Annotated in this window: 16 protein-coding genes and 1 pseudogene; 13 read left to right on the top strand and 4 right to left on the bottom strand. The window is 38.0% G+C overall.

Translation table 11 applies throughout. The features are described from left to right. Positions 1–28: 28 nt before the first annotated feature. Together QRY57_RS21845 and QRY57_RS21840 are read right to left on the bottom strand one after the other, a co-directional pair. Complete coding sequence (locus tag QRY57_RS21845) at positions 29–571, bottom strand: transcription repressor NadR (RefSeq protein WP_208018109.1); 543 nt, start codon at positions 569–571, stop codon at positions 29–31. After that, a complete protein-coding gene (locus QRY57_RS21840) occupies positions 571–1,713 on the bottom strand; it encodes an IscS subfamily cysteine desulfurase (protein ID WP_286017920.1) in 1,143 nt (380 codons plus the stop codon). Before QRY57_RS21840 ends, QRY57_RS21845 begins: the two co-directional genes overlap by 1 nt. A 174-nt stretch (positions 1,714–1,887) precedes the next feature. Here QRY57_RS21840 and nadB point away from each other — a divergent pair, with 174 nt between their 5' ends. The 6 genes and pseudogenes from nadB to QRY57_RS21810 all read left to right on the top strand — a co-directional run bounded on the left by nadB (position 1,888) and on the right by QRY57_RS21810 (position 9,198). Continuing rightward, the gene (gene nadB, locus QRY57_RS21835) at positions 1,888–3,414 is read left to right on the top strand and encodes an L-aspartate oxidase (RefSeq protein WP_286016073.1); all 1,527 of its coding nucleotides are present in this window, start codon (positions 1,888–1,890) and stop codon (positions 3,412–3,414) included. Between the two features lie 19 nt (positions 3,415–3,433). Next, entirely contained in the window at positions 3,434–4,267 is an 834-nt protein-coding gene (gene nadC, locus QRY57_RS21830) for a carboxylating nicotinate-nucleotide diphosphorylase (protein ID WP_286016072.1), read from the top strand. Between the two features lie 28 nt (positions 4,268–4,295). Further along, complete coding sequence (gene nadA / locus QRY57_RS21825; RefSeq protein WP_286016071.1) at positions 4,296–5,402, top strand: quinolinate synthase NadA; 1,107 nt, start codon at positions 4,296–4,298, stop codon at positions 5,400–5,402. Positions 5,403–5,605: 203 nt separating this feature from the next. Next, a pseudogene (gene safA, locus QRY57_RS27255) lies at positions 5,606–5,774 on the top strand (SafA/ExsA family spore coat assembly protein); the annotation flags it as partial. 1,890 nt (positions 5,775–7,664) lie between these two features. Continuing rightward, positions 7,665–8,345 carry a YhcN/YlaJ family sporulation lipoprotein gene (locus QRY57_RS21815; protein ID WP_286016069.1) on the top strand — a complete coding sequence of 227 codons (681 nt, stop codon included), beginning with the start codon at positions 7,665–7,667 and terminating at the stop codon, positions 8,343–8,345. Positions 8,346–8,667: 322 nt separating this feature from the next. After that, positions 8,668–9,198, top strand: coding sequence for a BofC C-terminal domain-containing protein (locus QRY57_RS21810; RefSeq protein WP_286016068.1), 531 nt, complete (start codon positions 8,668–8,670; stop codon positions 9,196–9,198). Positions 9,199–9,211: 13 nt separating this feature from the next. Here QRY57_RS21810 and QRY57_RS21805 read toward each other — a convergent pair whose 3' ends face one another. Further along, positions 9,212–10,156, bottom strand: a complete 945-nt coding sequence (locus tag QRY57_RS21805) for an iron-hydroxamate ABC transporter substrate-binding protein (protein WP_208018118.1) — start codon at positions 10,154–10,156, stop codon at positions 9,212–9,214. Between the two features lie 190 nt (positions 10,157–10,346). Between QRY57_RS21805 and ruvA the strand changes: the two genes are divergently transcribed. The 6 genes from ruvA to yajC are packed head-to-tail and all read left to right on the top strand — an operon-like array spanning position 10,347 to position 14,681. Beyond that, positions 10,347–10,964: a Holliday junction DNA helicase RuvA gene (gene ruvA, locus QRY57_RS21800; RefSeq protein ID WP_026593492.1), complete on the top strand. Its 618-nt coding sequence runs from the start codon at positions 10,347–10,349 to the stop codon at positions 10,962–10,964. Between the two features lie 5 nt (positions 10,965–10,969). Next, positions 10,970–11,971: a Holliday junction branch migration DNA helicase RuvB gene (ruvB, locus tag QRY57_RS21795; RefSeq protein WP_016116458.1), complete on the top strand. Its 1,002-nt coding sequence runs from the start codon at positions 10,970–10,972 to the stop codon at positions 11,969–11,971. Then, positions 11,968–12,168 carry a DUF2905 domain-containing protein gene (locus tag QRY57_RS21790; protein ID WP_026593491.1) on the top strand — a complete coding sequence of 67 codons (201 nt, stop codon included), beginning with the start codon at positions 11,968–11,970 and terminating at the stop codon, positions 12,166–12,168. The genes ruvB and QRY57_RS21790 overlap by 4 nt, the downstream gene beginning before the upstream one ends. 18 nt (positions 12,169–12,186) lie before the next feature. Further along, complete coding sequence (queA, locus tag QRY57_RS21785; protein WP_026593490.1) at positions 12,187–13,239, top strand: tRNA preQ1(34) S-adenosylmethionine ribosyltransferase-isomerase QueA; 1,053 nt, start codon at positions 12,187–12,189, stop codon at positions 13,237–13,239. Positions 13,240–13,253: 14 nt separating this feature from the next. Further along, positions 13,254–14,393, top strand: coding sequence for a tRNA guanosine(34) transglycosylase Tgt (tgt, locus tag QRY57_RS21780; RefSeq protein ID WP_000125372.1), 1,140 nt, complete (start codon positions 13,254–13,256; stop codon positions 14,391–14,393). Between the two features lie 27 nt (positions 14,394–14,420). Further along, complete coding sequence (gene yajC, locus QRY57_RS21775) at positions 14,421–14,681, top strand: preprotein translocase subunit YajC (protein ID WP_026593489.1); 261 nt, start codon at positions 14,421–14,423, stop codon at positions 14,679–14,681. A gap of 32 nt (positions 14,682–14,713) precedes the next feature. Here the strand turns inward: yajC and QRY57_RS21770 are convergent, their stop codons facing one another. Continuing rightward, entirely contained in the window at positions 14,714–15,097 is a 384-nt protein-coding gene (locus QRY57_RS21770) for a TIGR04086 family membrane protein (protein WP_026593488.1), read from the bottom strand. A 114-nt stretch (positions 15,098–15,211) separates the two neighbouring features. Between QRY57_RS21770 and QRY57_RS21765 the strand changes: the two genes are divergently transcribed. Then, complete coding sequence (locus QRY57_RS21765) at positions 15,212–15,868, top strand: DUF421 domain-containing protein (protein WP_026593487.1); 657 nt, start codon at positions 15,212–15,214, stop codon at positions 15,866–15,868. The last annotated feature ends 2 nt before the right edge of the window (positions 15,869–15,870 follow it).

Here is a 15,870-nt window from a genome sequence, read left to right as displayed (position 1 = left end):
GAATGTTGAAAAAACTCTGTGCGTTACATTAATAAACGAGAAATCCAGCTCGGTCTAGCGCATCACAAGCTGCATCTAATTTCTCTTGGGAATCTGCTTCAATTGTATGTAAGTGAATACCATCAGTTAGTTGAGAGAGATAGGAAGCATTTGTATCTTCAATCTTTTGCAAATATTGCTCCACATCAAAACGGTTGCTCACCATAATAGAAGCTGTTAAGTCGCCGTATACAGGATGCTCTACTTTTACATCTTTAATCGTAACGCCGTGATCGACCAGCGTTGTTAGTTCTTGGCGGACTTCCTCTGGTTTATGTTGGCAGACGATGACACGTTCAAAAGTCTGCTGCTTCGTCTGTGGCTTTAAATATAAGTATCCTTGTGCAGTTGCGATAATTGGTTCATTTCGTGCTTTCAGTAAAGAGATATCTTGCACAATGACCTGTCTACTGACATTTGTTTTTTTAGATAATTCACTCCCAGATAATGGTTCATTCGCAGCAAGGAGCCATTGCAGGATGAGCTGCCTTCTTTCTTCACCTAAAATTTTTTTTTGGTCATTTTGTTTCATTATAATTTAACACCTCTATAAAATTGATTTCCAATTGTGAGTAGTGCATGAATGGTTGTGTCAATATTTTCTTTTGTTGTGTGGCGTCCAAATGAAAAACGGACGTATTGTTTTGCCTCTTCATACGTTTTTCCAATTGCAAGCATTGTTTTTGAAGGCTCTTGTTTGCCGACTTGGCAAGCGCTTCCTGTTGAAATCGCGATGCCATGACGGTTACATTCTAACATTGTGTACTGACCTTCGATTCCTTTTATTGTAACCCCAATGATATGAGGTAAACAAGAAGTAGAATGGCCTTCTACTTGAATTTCAAGAGGTAGAGGCTGTAATTGCTCGATAAAATAGGAGCGCAATTGCCTGAAACGAGTTTGTTCTTCTTCATGATTATCTAATATATGCTCTGCTGCTGTCAGAAAAGAAGCAATGCCAGGAACATTGACAGTACCGGGACGAAATCCTTTTTCATGAGATGTTCCAGGAAAAACTTCCTCCCAGCGGACTTGTGGATTTATATAGCAAGCTCCTACACCTTTTGGTCCATAAATTTTATGCGCGGAAATAGAAAGGCTATCAATTTGCATCGCTGTCACATCAATTGGGAGTTTGCCAAATGTTTGAACACAATCTGTATGGAATAAAATATTACGCTTTTTGAGTATTTCTCCAATTTCTGAGATTGGTTGAATTGTTCCAATCTCAGAATTCCCGTGTTGAATACTTGCTAAAACTGTATCCTCTGTAATTGCCTCTTCTAATGCTCTTAGATCGATAAGCCCATATGAATCAACAGGGATTTCGGTAATTGTGTAACCTTGCTGCGCTAAAAATTGAAAATAGCTGCGAATCGATGCGTGCTCCATTGGTGTTGTAAGTATATGTTTACCACTTTTTGTGTTTAAGAGTGATTGAATTGCAAGATAATTAGATTCAGAACCACCGCTTGTGAAAAATACACCTTGTTCTTTTCCACCAATCATTTGTGCCAATGATGCCCTGCAAACTTGTAGTAAAGACGAAGCTGTTCCTCCGATATCGTGTAAGCTTTGTTCATTACCGAAGTATTGCTCTGCTGCTTTTGTGTATGTTTCAATCGCTTCTTTGCTCATTGGTGTTGTAGCTGCATAGTCAAGGTATATCATAATGTATAGTCCTCTCTATAATGGAGTTATATTCGTTTTTATTTTAAAGTTCCGTGAAAAATTCGTTAAACTCCTTGGTGAAAATACCACTTTCTAAAAAACTCTTGTCATTATTTTAAATCTATGTAAATATAGGTGTCAAGACAGTTGAAAAGTGTAAACTAGGAGGCAATAATTATGCCAAGGGCAGATGTCTTAATTATCGGAAGTGGTGTCGCGGCACTTAGTGTTGCGAAAGAGATTTGTCACGAAAAGAATGTGATGATTATCACAAAAAAAACAGGACGAAATAACAATACGCATTTAGCGCAGGGCGGAATTGCAGCAGCTGTAGCTACCTATGATAATGCGAGTGATCATTATGAAGATACGATAGCAGCTGGTTGTGGTTATAACAATGACGAAGCAGTTCAATATTTAGTTGAAGAAGGGCCAAAAGAGATTCATAAGCTCATTGCAAATGGGATGAAATTTGATGGTGATGAAAAAGGACCTCACCTTGGAAAAGAGGGCGCGCATCGAAAACGACGTATTTTACACGCTGGGGGAGATGCGACAGGAAAAAACTTATTAGAGCATTTGATTCAAGAAGTAGTTCCTTACGTTACAGTAGTGGAGCGAGAAATGGTGCTCGATTTAATTATAGAAAATAATACATGTAGGGGTGTGTTGACCCGAGATAGCGAAGGAAATATACATCGTTACTATGCTGAACGAATTGTATTAGCTACAGGCGGTGTTGGCGGCGTGTACGCATTTACGTCTAACGATGAGACGATTACAGGCGACGGACTAGCAATCGTGTACCGAGCTGGTGGAGAACTTGTTGATTTAGAGTTTATTCAATTTCATCCAACGATGCTCTATGTAGACGGGCGTTGCTGCGGACTTGTTTCAGAAGCGGTACGAGGTGAAGGCGCTGTTCTGTTAAACGAAAAAGGACAGCGTTTTATGTTGAACGTACATCCACAACACGATCTTGCACCGCGTGACGTAGTAGCACGTGCGATTCATGAACAGCTTCTTGCAGGTGAAAGTGTACACCTGGATATTTCGTCTATTCAAAACTTTGAAGAGCGTTTTCCTACTGTATCGGCATTATGCAAAAAGAATGGTATAGATGTAAAACAAAATAGAATTCCAGTTGTTCCAGGCGCTCATTTTCATATGGGTGGTGTGAAAACCAATTGTGATGGAGAAACATCTATTTCGCATTTATATGCTGTAGGTGAAGTAGCTTGTAACGGTGTGCACGGTGCAAATCGTTTAGCGAGTAATTCATTGTTAGAAGGTCTTGTGTTCGGGAAACGAATTGGAAAGCATATTTTAGCTCATCCAGTACAAGGACGAGAAGACAGTTGTGAAAGAATACATGGAATATCTCAAGTTTCTCAGTTACCTATGAAGAAAGAGATACAAAAATATATGATGACGTACGTGGGGATTGTCAGAACAGAAAAGAGTTTATTGTATGCAAAACAATGGTTGGAGCAGTATCGTGTACAAAGTGTTCAAACGAAATATGAAGCTCTTACAAATGAAGATATAACAATTATGAATATGCTAACGGTCTGCCAGCTCATTACAGAAGCGGCACTGCAAAGAAAAGAGAGCATAGGTGGTCATTATCGTGGTGATTACCCAAGTCGAAATAAATTCACGAAAGAAATTATTCATGCTAACAAAAAATTACAACTTGTGTAATGAGGGGAAGAGGGATTGTATGAACGCGTTAAAGGTAAGAAAGGCATTAGAAAGTTTTTTTCTAGAAGACATTGGGGAAAGAGATGTAACATCTCAGCTTATTTTTCCTGAAAATTTAAAGGCAAAGGGAACGTTCCTTGCGAAAGATACAGGGGTATTCGCAGGGAGAGTAGTAATTGAACAAGGGTTTCGATTATTAGATGAAAGTATCCAAATTACATTTCATAAAAATGACGGAGATTTGGTAGAAAAAGGGGAGATTTTAGCAAGTGTAGAAGGGCCAATTGCATCTCTGTTAACAGCAGAGCGTGTAATTTTAAATATTATTCAACGCATGAGCGGCATAGCGACGATGACGCAAAGAGCGGTTCGAGCGCTAGAAAGTAATCATACACGTATTTGTGATACGAGAAAAACGATGCCAGGGCTTCGCATGTTTGATAAGTATGCGGTTGTTTGCGGAGGTGGGTATAACCATCGCTTCGGATTATATGATGGTGTCATGATTAAAGATAACCATATTGCTTTTGCTGGATCTATTACAAAAGCCGTTACATCTGTGAAAGAAAAGCTTGGACATATGGTGAAGGTTGAAGTGGAGACAGAAACGAAAGAACAAGTGCATGAAGCTGTAGCTGCTGGAGCAGATATTATTATGTTCGATAATCGCACACCAGAAGAAGTTCATGAGTTCTCGAAAATTGTTCCAAGTGCAATTGTGACAGAAGCATCGGGGGGTATTACAATTGAAAATTTATCAAAATACGGCAAAACAGGGGTAGATTACATTTCGCTTGGAGTATTAACACATTCTACGGGAGCGTTAGATATCAGCTTTAATATTGAAGTTTAAGGCGATAGGGTTAGAGGGGAGATTATTCATGAGTATTTTAGAGAAGGTTCAGCCAATTGAAGCAATGTTACCAGGGCGTTATCAAACGATGTCAGTACAAGAGATGGAAGAGCGTGTTCGTGAAATTAAAGAAAAATTAGGGGAATCGTTATTTATTCCAGGGCATCATTATCAAAAAGATGAAGTCGTTCAATTTTCGGATGCTGCGGGAGATTCATTGCAACTTGCGCAAGTGGCTGCTAGCAATAAAGCGGCAAAATATATTGTATTTTGCGGTGTACATTTTATGGCTGAAACAGCAGATATGTTAACGACAGATGAACAGGTTGTTATTTTACCAGATATGCGTGCCGGCTGTTCCATGGCGGACATGGCGGATATTGAACAAACAGAACGAGCTTGGAAAGAACTGACAAAGTTATTTGGAGATACGATGATTCCATTGACCTATGTCAATTCTACAGCAGCTATTAAAGCATTTTGTGGTCGGAATGGTGGTGCAACAGTAACGTCTTCCAATGCTAAAAAAATGGTGTCTTGGGCATTTACGCAAAAAGAGCGTTTAGTCTTTTTGCCAGACCAACATTTAGGAAGAAATACAGCATATGACATCGGTATACCATTAGATAAAATGGCGGTTTGGAATCCACATACAGATTCATTAGAATACGATGGAGAGATTGAGGACATACAAGTGATTTTATGGAAAGGTCATTGTTCTGTTCACCAAAATTTCACTGTTAAAAATATTGAAAGTGTGCGGAAAAATCATCCCGATATGAATATTATTGTCCATCCAGAATGCTGTTATGAGGTGGTAGCGGCTTCTGACTATGCAGGATCAACAAAATATATTATCGATATGATTGAACAAGCACCATCTGGTAGCAAGTGGGCGATTGGTACAGAGATGAACTTAGTAAACCGAATTATTCATAGGCATCCGGATAAAGAAATTATTTCATTAAATCCTTTTATGTGTCCTTGTTTAACGATGAATCGTATTGATTTACCACATTTATTGTGGGCGTTAGAAATGATAGAGCACGGAGAAGAAGTCAATGTGATTCAAGTAGATAAGCAGGTGACAAAAGAAGCAGTCCTTGCCTTAAATCGTATGTTAGAGCGTGTGTGAAAGCGGCGGATTTCCGTCGTTTTTTTATTAAACATAATTAGCTAATTGTAGTCATACATTGTGTTGAGGGAATCATTGTATTTTTTATATTTGTGCAATAGTGTGTACGACTAGATGGTAAGAGCAAGAGGGTTAAACCATAGAGGATAGTCTCATTGTATATTACTTTTGCTCATAGATAAGTAATACAGGAGGGGGAAAATTTGAAAATTCATATCGTGCAAAAAGGGGATACCCTTTGGAAAATTTCGAAAAAGTACGGAGTAGATTTTGAAACGTTAAAAAAGGCGAATACACAGCTCAGTAATCCAGATCTGATTATGCCAGGTATGAAAATAAAAGTGCCATCTAGCAGTGTGCATGTGAAAAAAAATATGGGTGCTGGCTCAGCTCCTCCAAAAGAATATGTAAAAGAGGTACAACAAAAAGAATTTGCAGCGACACCTACGCCGCTTGGAATAGAGGATGAGGAAGAAGCACCATATCAATCTGCGCCAATTACACAGCAACCAGCTATGCAGCAAACACAAAAAGAAATGCAAGTAAAGCCGCTAAAAGAAATGCCAATACAAAAAGAAAAACCAATTCAGAAAGAAATGCCAATACAAAAAGAAAAACCAATTCAGAAAGAAGTACCAATACAAAAAGAAAAACCAATACAAAAAGAAGTACCTATTCAAAAGCCGCCTGTCGTTGAAAAACCGGCTGTAATTGAAAAGCCACAAGTTGTAGAAAAGATAGAGAAACCCGCGGGAAAAGAAAGCACAAAGTTTTCAGTGAATATATTGCCGCAGCCGCCACAACCACCAATCAAACCTAAAAAAGATTATAAAATTTCAGATGTAATAAAAAAAGGAAGCGAGTTAATCGCTCCGCAAATTCATAAGATGAAGTCTAACAATATCGTGTCACCACAAACGAAAAAAGAAAATGTAAGTAATATAATATCGCCGCAAACGAAAAAAGAAAATGTAAGTAATATAATATCGCCGCAAACGAAAAAAGAAAATGTAAGTAATATAATATCGCCACAAACGAAAAAAGAAAATGTAAGCAATATAGTATCACCGCAAGTGCAAAAGGAAAATGTAGGCAATATAGTATCGCCGCATGTAACAAAAGAAAATCTTGTTATTCCACAAGTAACACCACCAAATATTACGATGCCAATAATGGATAATAATCAAATGCCAAATATAATGCCAGCGATGGAAAACAATCAAATGCCAAATATAATGCCAGCAATGGAAAACAATCAAATGCCAAATATAATGCCAGCGATGGAAAACAACCCAATACCGAATATAATGCCAATGATGGAAAACAACCCAATGCCGAATATAATGCCAATGATGGAAAACAACCCAACGCCGAATATAATGCCAATGATGGAAAACAACCCAACGCCGAATATAATGCCAATGATGGAAAACAACCCAATGCCGAATATAATGCCAATGATGGAAAGCAACCCAATGCCGAATATAATGCCAATGATGGAAAACAACCCAATGCCGAATATAATGCCAATGATGGAAAGCAACCCAATGCCGAATATAATGCCAATGATGGAAAACAACCCAATGCCGAATATAATGCCGATGATGGAAAATAATCCAATGCCGAATATAATGCCGATGATGGAAGATAATCAAATGCCGCACCCAATGCCAATAATGGAAAATAATCAACCACCGCAAATGCCGATGCCATATCAACCGCAAATGATGCCACCACAAATGCCAATGTCATATCAAGCACAAATGATGCCACCACAAATGCCGATGCCATATCAACCGCAAATGATGCCACAACAGTATCCGTATTATCAAATGCCATATACACAAGGTATGCCAATCATGCCGCACCAAATGCCAATGCAACATGCTTCAATGCCATATCAACCGCCAATAGATAATAGCAATCCACAAATGATGCCGGCAGAAGAAGATTGTGGATGTGGTGGAGAAAGAAATCTATACAGTCCACAGCCAGGTGTGCCGAATTCTCCATATTATCCAACAGCTCAAACTGCATATGCACCGCAACCAGGTGTGATGAATTATCAACAAGATCCGCCAGAGATTTTTGGAGAACCGCTTATAGAAGAAGGGGAATAGAAGGAGCTGTGCTAACGATGAAAAGGTAGTGTTAGAAAATTCCTAGTGAAATATTAACAAGTGTAAAACCCTCCTTTATTACTCACTATAAAAAGGAGCTTTTCGAGAGAGAGGTTCAGGCCTAACAAGGGGGGTTTTTATATTGAGTAAAAAGATTAAAATTATTGCTGCTTCTTTGTTAGTTACCAGTGCATTAGCTGCATGTGGTACACCTAAGAATAAAAGTGCAATGGATGGACGTAATGCGAACTACAATTATGAGCGTACATCCTATTATGATACACAACCATATAGAGATAATGTAACGCGTACTGACCGCTATACAGATTATGTAACATATAGAAATGGGAATAGAGTTACAGATAATGTAACTGATCGTCGCAATGACGTTGGATATAACTATTACCGTGATGTAAATTACCATGGTCAAATTGCAAATCCTTATCCAACGCGTAACATTACAATGAACAATTCATACGTGAACAACGATGGTAAGACAGCAGAAAAAATTACAAATCGTGTTAAGCGTATGAATAATGTAGATCGAGTTTCTACTGTTGTACGAGGAAATGATGTAGTAATTGCGGTAAAACCACGTAACGCAGTAACAAACGAAACAGCAATGGCAAATGAAATTCGTCAAGCTGTTGCCGATGAAGTGAAAAATCGTAATGTGTATGTAACTGTTAAAAATGACATGTTTGATCGTGTCGATACAGTGAGTACACGTCTGCGCAATGGAACAGTAACAAATGATTTAAATCGTGATATAACAGACTTGTTCCGAGATGTTCGTGCTGATCTAACTGGTACAGTACGATAACAAAAAAAGCTTGCTTTCCTGGTATATTAATGTTATATTAGCAAAGCGATGAGCTAATTTACGTAAGACGAGAGATATGCTTAAGTGCTAAACACGCGGATGTGGCCGCCTGGTCTCTCGCCGTAAACGCATCAAGACGCCTGCTATGTGCAGGCGTCTTTCTTATTATATAAAAGTAAATGACTCATGCGGGTAGGAATTACGCCTTACCTGCATTTTTTATTTTCATGAAAAATAACCGCCACTGTTATTATGGATAAAACTTCTATTTTCGGAAAAACTACAAATAGAATTTTTATTTTTCTAGAAGAGGTGAGCGGAAATGAAATTCATGATGGTTATAGTTCAGGTCATAATTGCTATGCTTTGTTTATATCATGAATCAAGTGTGATTGCTGCGTCTCCTGCATTAGAGATTACGCGAAAAGAACCTCAAGTTACGGTTTTATTAGAGCGAATGTATTTAGATGGAGAAGTAAGTGAGGAAATCTTTACTGAAAAAGTAGCGAACTTAGAACAATTTCTGCAGCAGTACAAAGAATGGCAACTTGTCGATCGTGATGATACACAAATTGTATTGCAAAAAAAGGTAGATGATATTTCACCACTACTGAAAACGAGTGGGTATTTTGGTGTTTCCAATGAAGGGATACTGCAAATTTTTAATGGTGTGCCCCAAAATGATAATGCGATTCATTCATTTTTTCAAATTGATATGAAAAAGCTAGAAAGTTATGATCGAGCAGAGTTGAAACGTGGTATTCGTATTAAGTCGAAAGAGCGTTTTGTGAAGACGATCGAGAAAATGAAGCAGTATGCAGTGCAAAATAAGAAAAACAGCAGCTCGGGATGAACTGCTGTTTTTCTTATTTGTTTTTATCTAAAATTTGTTTTGCAATTTCATCAATTAGCATATCTTTTCCGATTGGATTGAATGCTTTTGTGTTAAAGACTTCATTGCTTACTTCATAAATGTGATTATTTTTTACAGCTTTGTTATCTTTCCAAACAGCGCTGTTTTTGTAGTCCGCATATACTTTATCTGCTTCGTCACCAAAGTTTACAACAAACATTTGATCAGGCTGGAATGCAACAAGACCTTCTAATGATACTTGTGCCATCGTTTGTTTTAAATCTGTACCTTTCGTGGCAGGAAGTTTTAAGTCATTAAAGAGAATGTCCCCGTATCCGAAGCTGCCATATACACGGAAGTTTTGCGGTGTTACAGCAAGAAACATAAAGTTTTCATCTTTTGTCTTCTCTTTAATCTTTTTTGATAAGGAATCAGCTTTTTTATCGTAATCTGCAATCCATTTGTCTGCTTTTTTCTCTTCGTCAAATAGCTTGCTCACTTCTTTAAATTTACCACGCCAATTTTCTAAGTTTGTCTCTAGAACAACTGTTGGTGCAACTTTTGTTAATTGGTCATAAATTTTCAATTGACGGTTATTTAAAATAATTAAGTCTGGCTTTAAGGCAGTAACTGCTTCTAAATCGACTTTAGGTGCCCAGTACCAACCTACTGCTTTTACACCTTTTAGCTTTTCTTGCAAATGATCTTGGATTTTATCTTTATACGTGTTGGCAGTACCAACAGGTTTATGACCAAGAAGTAATAGTTCTTCAGAAGATCCAGATAAGTCAACAATTCTTTTTGGATTTGTTGGAATTTTAACTTCTCCTTTTGCATGTTTTACAACTTTTGTTTCCGGTTGTTCTTTTGCCTGTGATTCATCTTTGTTAGAAGAGCAACCAATGATGGTAAAAACCACAAGAATAAGAGTAAGTAGAATAGATAAATTGCGTTTCATCTTGCATATAACCCCTTTAATTAATATTGATAATCATTATTGACTACGTAATAGTAATTTGCTGTATGTCTTTCTGTCAATATGAAAAAGTAGAAAATTTAAATATAGAACATTTGTTGGGGTAGTCTCGCTTTTCTATCGTTAAATATGTTAAAATGGAATACATGATTTAAGAGGGAGAGATCGTATTTTGTTTGAATATGTTACAGGCTATGTGGAATATGTAGGGCCAGAATATGTCGTTCTTGATCATAATGGAATTGGCTATCAAATTTTTACGCCAAATCCGTATGTATTCCAAAGAAGTAAGCAAGAAATTCGTGTATATACATATCATTATGTGAGAGAAGATATAATGGCGCTTTATGGATTTAAGACACGTGAAGAGCGTTTATTATTTACAAAACTTTTAGGTGTATCAGGAATCGGACCAAAAGGTGCGCTTGCCATTTTAGCTTCGGGTCAAACGGGGCAGGTTGTGCAAGCAATTGAACATGAGGATGAAAAATTCTTAGTGAAATTCCCGGGAGTTGGAAAGAAAACGGCTCGCCAAATGATTTTAGACTTAAAAGGAAAATTAGCAGATGTTGTACCAGATGCATTTGTTGATCTATTCTCAGATGTAGAACGTTTCGATGAGAAGAACGGATCATCCGCTGAGCTAGATGAAGCGCTGGAAGCACTGCGTGCACTTGGTTATGCAGAACGAGAAGTGAATCGCGTTGTGCCAGAGTTATTAAAAGAATCGCTTACGACGGATCAATATATTAAAAAGGCACTTAGTCTTTTACTAAATGGTAAGAGGTGAGTAGAATGGACGAACGTCTCCTCTCAGGAGAATCGGCATATGAAGATGCGGATTTAGAATATTCGTTACGGCCACAGACGCTCCGTCAGTATATTGGCCAAGATAAGGCAAAGCATAATTTAGAAGTGTTTATTGAGGCGGCGAAAATGCGTGAGGAAACGTTAGATCACGTATTACTATACGGGCCGCCAGGACTTGGTAAAACGACGCTTGCAAATATTATCGCTAATGAAATGGGTGTTAATATTCGAACAACATCAGGTCCAGCAATTGAGCGTCCGGGAGATTTAGCGGCAGTGCTCACGGCGCTTCAACCTGGCGATGTATTATTTATTGATGAAATTCATCGTTTGCATAGGTCAATTGAAGAGGTATTATATCCAGCAATGGAAGATTTCTGTCTTGATATTGTCATCGGTAAAGGTCCGAGCGCACGATCTGTACGCCTTGATTTACCTCCGTTTACGCTAGTTGGTGCAACCACGCGGGCTGGTGCGTTATCAGCGCCGCTTCGTGACCGTTTTGGTGTGTTATCACGATTAGAGTATTATACAGTAGATCAATTGTCAGCGATTGTAGAGCGCACAGCAGAGGTGTTTGAAGTTGAAATCGATTCATTAGCTGCTTTAGAGATCGCAAGGCGTGCACGTGGTACACCGCGTATTGCAAACCGTTTACTAAGACGTGTACGTGACTTCGCGCAGGTTCGAAGTGACGGAACAATTGCGATGGAAATTACCCAAATGGCATTAGAGCTCTTACAAGTCGATAAATTAGGGCTTGATCATATCGATCATAAGCTACTGCTTGGCATTATTGAAAAATTCCGCGGTGGTCCAGTTGGATTAGAAACGGTCTCAGCGACAATTGGGGAAGAGTCTACGACGATTGAAGATGTGTATGAACCATATTTACTGCAAATTGGTTTTTTACAACGAACGCCAAGAGGACGCATTGTAACGCCACTTGCGTATGAACATTTCGGAATGGAGATGCCTGGAGTATGACGGATATGCCAAAGCTGCTTATTACAGCTGGTATTCTTCTCATTGTCGTGGGAGTAGCTTGGAAGTTTATCGGAAGGCTTCCAGGCGATATTTTTGTGAAAAAAGGAAACGTTACCTTTTATTTTCCGATCATTACATGTATTGTGTTAAGTATTGTATTATCTTTTATTATGTATATAATAAATCGATTTAAATAGAAATAGGTGGATATAGTTATGGATATTAATCTGTTTGATTTTCATTTACCGGAAGAACTTATTGCACAAACGCCTCTTGAAGACCGTGAAACATCAAGATTAATGGTGTTAGACCGTGAAACGGGTGATATCGAGCATAAGCATTTTACGGACATTCTTTCTTATTTACATGAGGGCGATTGTTTAGTATTAAATGAAACGAAAGTTATGCCTGCTCGTTTGCATGGTGTGAAAGAAGATACAGGTGCACATATTGAAGTGCTCCTTTTAAAACAAGAAGATGGAGATAAATGGGAAACACTTGTAAAGCCAGCTAAACGTGTAAAAGAAGGAACTGTCATTTCTTTTGGTGAAGGAAAGTTAAAAGCAACTTGCACAGGAACAGCTGATCAAGGTGGCCGTCAGCTAGAGTTTTCGTATGACGGTATCTTTTATGAAATTTTGGATGAACTTGGAGAAATGCCGCTTCCTCCATATATTAAAGAAACACTGGAAGATCGTGACCGTTATCAAACGGTATATGCGAAGGAAATTGGTTCTGCAGCAGCGCCGACAGCTGGACTTCATTTTACAGAAGAGTTATTAGAGAAATTAAAGCAAAAAGGTGTTCATTTAGCATTTATTACGCTTCATGTTGGTCTTGGTACATTTAGACCAGTTTCAGCGGATACAATTGAAGAACACCATATGCATGCGGAGTATTACCATATGTCAGAAGAAACGGCAGATTTGTTAAACCGTGTGAAGGAGAGTGGCGGTCGTATTATTACTGTTGGTACAACGTCAACACGTACGCTAGAAACAATTGCTACAGATCATGATGGTAAGCTTTGTGCAGCATCTGGATGGACGGATATTTTTATGTATCCAGGATATGAATTTAAAGCAATTGATGGTTTAATTACAAACTTCCATTTGCCGAAGTCAACATTAATTATGCTTGTGAGTGCATTTGCAAATAGAGAAGATGTACTTCATGCTTATAATGAAGCAGTAAAAGAAAAATACCGTTTCTTTAGCTTTGGTGATGCGATGTTCGTTGCATCTCATGCTAAAGTGAAAGATAAATAAAAAGGAGTAAATCTATGACAGCAATTCGTTATGAATTTATTAAAACATGTAAACAAACGGGTGCGCGTTTAGGCCGCGTTCATACACCGCATGGCTCATTTGATACACCAACATTTATGCCAGTTGGTACACTTGCGACAGTAAAAACAATGTCACCAGAAGAGTTAAAGGCGATGGATTCTGGTATTATTTTAAGTAATACGTATCATTTATGGCTTCGTCCAGGTCACGAAATTGTTCGTGAGGCAGGCGGATTACATAAATTTATGAACTGGGATCGTGCCATCTTAACAGATTCTGGTGGTTTCCAAGTGTTTAGTTTAAGTGACTTCCGTCGTATTGAAGAAGAGGGCGTTCATTTCCGTAATCACTTAAATGGAGACAAATTATTCTTATCACCAGAAAAAGCGATGGAAATTCAAAATGCATTAGGTTCAGATATTATGATGGCATTTGATGAGTGCCCGCCGTTCCCTGCTACGTTTGAATATATGAAAAAGTCTGTAGAGCGTACAAGCCGCTGGGCGGAGCGCTGTTTAAAAGCTCATGAGCGTCCACAAGATCAAGGTTTATTTGGGATTGTACAGGGCGGGGAGTTTGAAGAACTTCGTCGCCAGAGCGCGAAAGATCTTGTTTCAATGGATTTCCCAGGGTATGCAGTAGGTGGGTTATCAGTTGGAGAACCAAAAGATATTATGAATCGTGTTCTTGAATTTACAACACCGCTTCTACCAGACAATAAACCACGTTATTTAATGGGAGTAGGTTCTCCTGACTCATTAATTGATGGTGCAATCCGTGGTATCGACATGTTTGACTGTGTACTTCCAACTCGTATTGCTCGAAATGGTACATGTATGACAAGTGAGGGGCGTCTCGTTGTGAAAAACGCGAAGTTTGCAAGAGACTTCGGTCCACTTGATCCAAATTGTGATTGTTACACATGTAAAAACTACTCTCGTGCGTACATTCGTCACTTAATGAAATGTGATGAAACTTTCGGAATTCGCTTAACGTCTTATCACAACCTTCATTTTCTGTTAAACTTAATGGAGCAGGTGAGACAAGCCATTCGTGAAGATCGTCTTGGTGATTTCCGTGAAGAGTTCTTTGAACAGTATGGCTTTAATAAACCGAATGCTAAAAACTTCTAATACATATAATTAAAGGAGGAACAAAAAATGAATCCAGGTATGATGAATATTATCATGATCGTTGCAATGTTTGCGATTTTCTATTTCTTATTAATTCGCCCGCAACAAAAGCGTCAAAAGGCAGTAGCTCAAATGCAAAGTGAATTGAGAAAAGGTGATGCTATCGTAACAATCGGTGGCTTACATGGTACAATTGAGTCAGTAGATGACACTAAGATTGTTGTTAAATCTGGTGGTTCACATTTAACATTTGATCGCAATGCAATTCGTGAAGTTGTGAAAAATTAACAAGTAGAAGCCCTGCATTTGCAGGGCTTTTTTTAATTGGTACGTTTCGTCATGTTAACGCCAAATATGCCTCCAAGTGTACTTGCCCCCATTAGTCCAAGTTGATAGAGAAGTTGTGAATTGGATAAAGCGTGAGAAAAACCTAAGTAGTTAACAAGAAAAACAAGAATCGTAAAGGTAAGTCCAGTTGTGAATCCGACGAACCAGCCTTTTCCTTGCGCTTTTTTTCCAGCGATAAATCCGGATATAAGCATAGAAAGAAGAGCGAGTATGAAAAGGGCTATAGCTAATGTACCTTCATTGATATTTGTGAATTTTAATAAAAGAGCAATCACCATACTTGTAATAGAGGCGAGTAGTAATAAAGTGATAATACCAAAGCCAATTGCTATAGATAATTTTTTCGTTCCATCCATTATGCATTCCCCCCTTTTAATACAAGCATATTTCCATTTTAGATAAGTTAGACTAGTTTCTTTTTTGCTGGTTAAACTACGTCATAGAAGAAAAGTACAGAAAGGGGATTAAAGATGGAGCTATGGGGAATTGCTTTTCGAACAGTTCTATTGTATTTCGTTATGGTACTTATTTTTCGTGTTATGGGAAAACGTGAAATTGGTGAACTGAGTATTTTGGATTTGGTTGTTTTCATTATGTTAGGTGAACTTGCTGTATTAGGAATTATAGATGTTGATCGTCCTGTATGGGATCAAATTATTCCTATGGTAGTAATTGTGATTATTCAAATGGTGTTAGCGTACGCTTCTCTGAAAAGTGGAAAGATCCGTCATTTAATAGATGGCGAACCAGCTATTATTGTTCGGAGAGGTAAAATTGATGAAAAACAAATGAGAAAGCAACGTTATAATATAGATGATTTATTAATGCAATTAAGAGAAGAAGGTATTGGTGATATTCGTGACGTCGAATATGCAATTTTGGAAGCTTCAGGGAAATTATCTGTATTTCATAAACAAAAGAGTAAAAATAATAAGAATGATACACCTATTTTTTCATTTCCACTGATTATTGATGGGGAGATACAACAATCACATTTACATATGATTGAACAGTCAGAAGGGTGGCTTGTGGGGAAATTAAAAAAGATAGGATACAAAGATATAACAGGAATTTCGTATTGTAGCTTTCAAAATGGGGAATTTTTTGTGGATTTAAAAGATAAATAAGA

The organism is Bacillus arachidis (assembly GCF_030285945.1).
Classification (GTDB): Bacteria; Bacillota; Bacilli; order Bacillales; family Bacillaceae_G; genus Bacillus_A; species Bacillus_A arachidis.
This window is presented reverse-complemented; position numbering and strand designations above follow the sequence as displayed.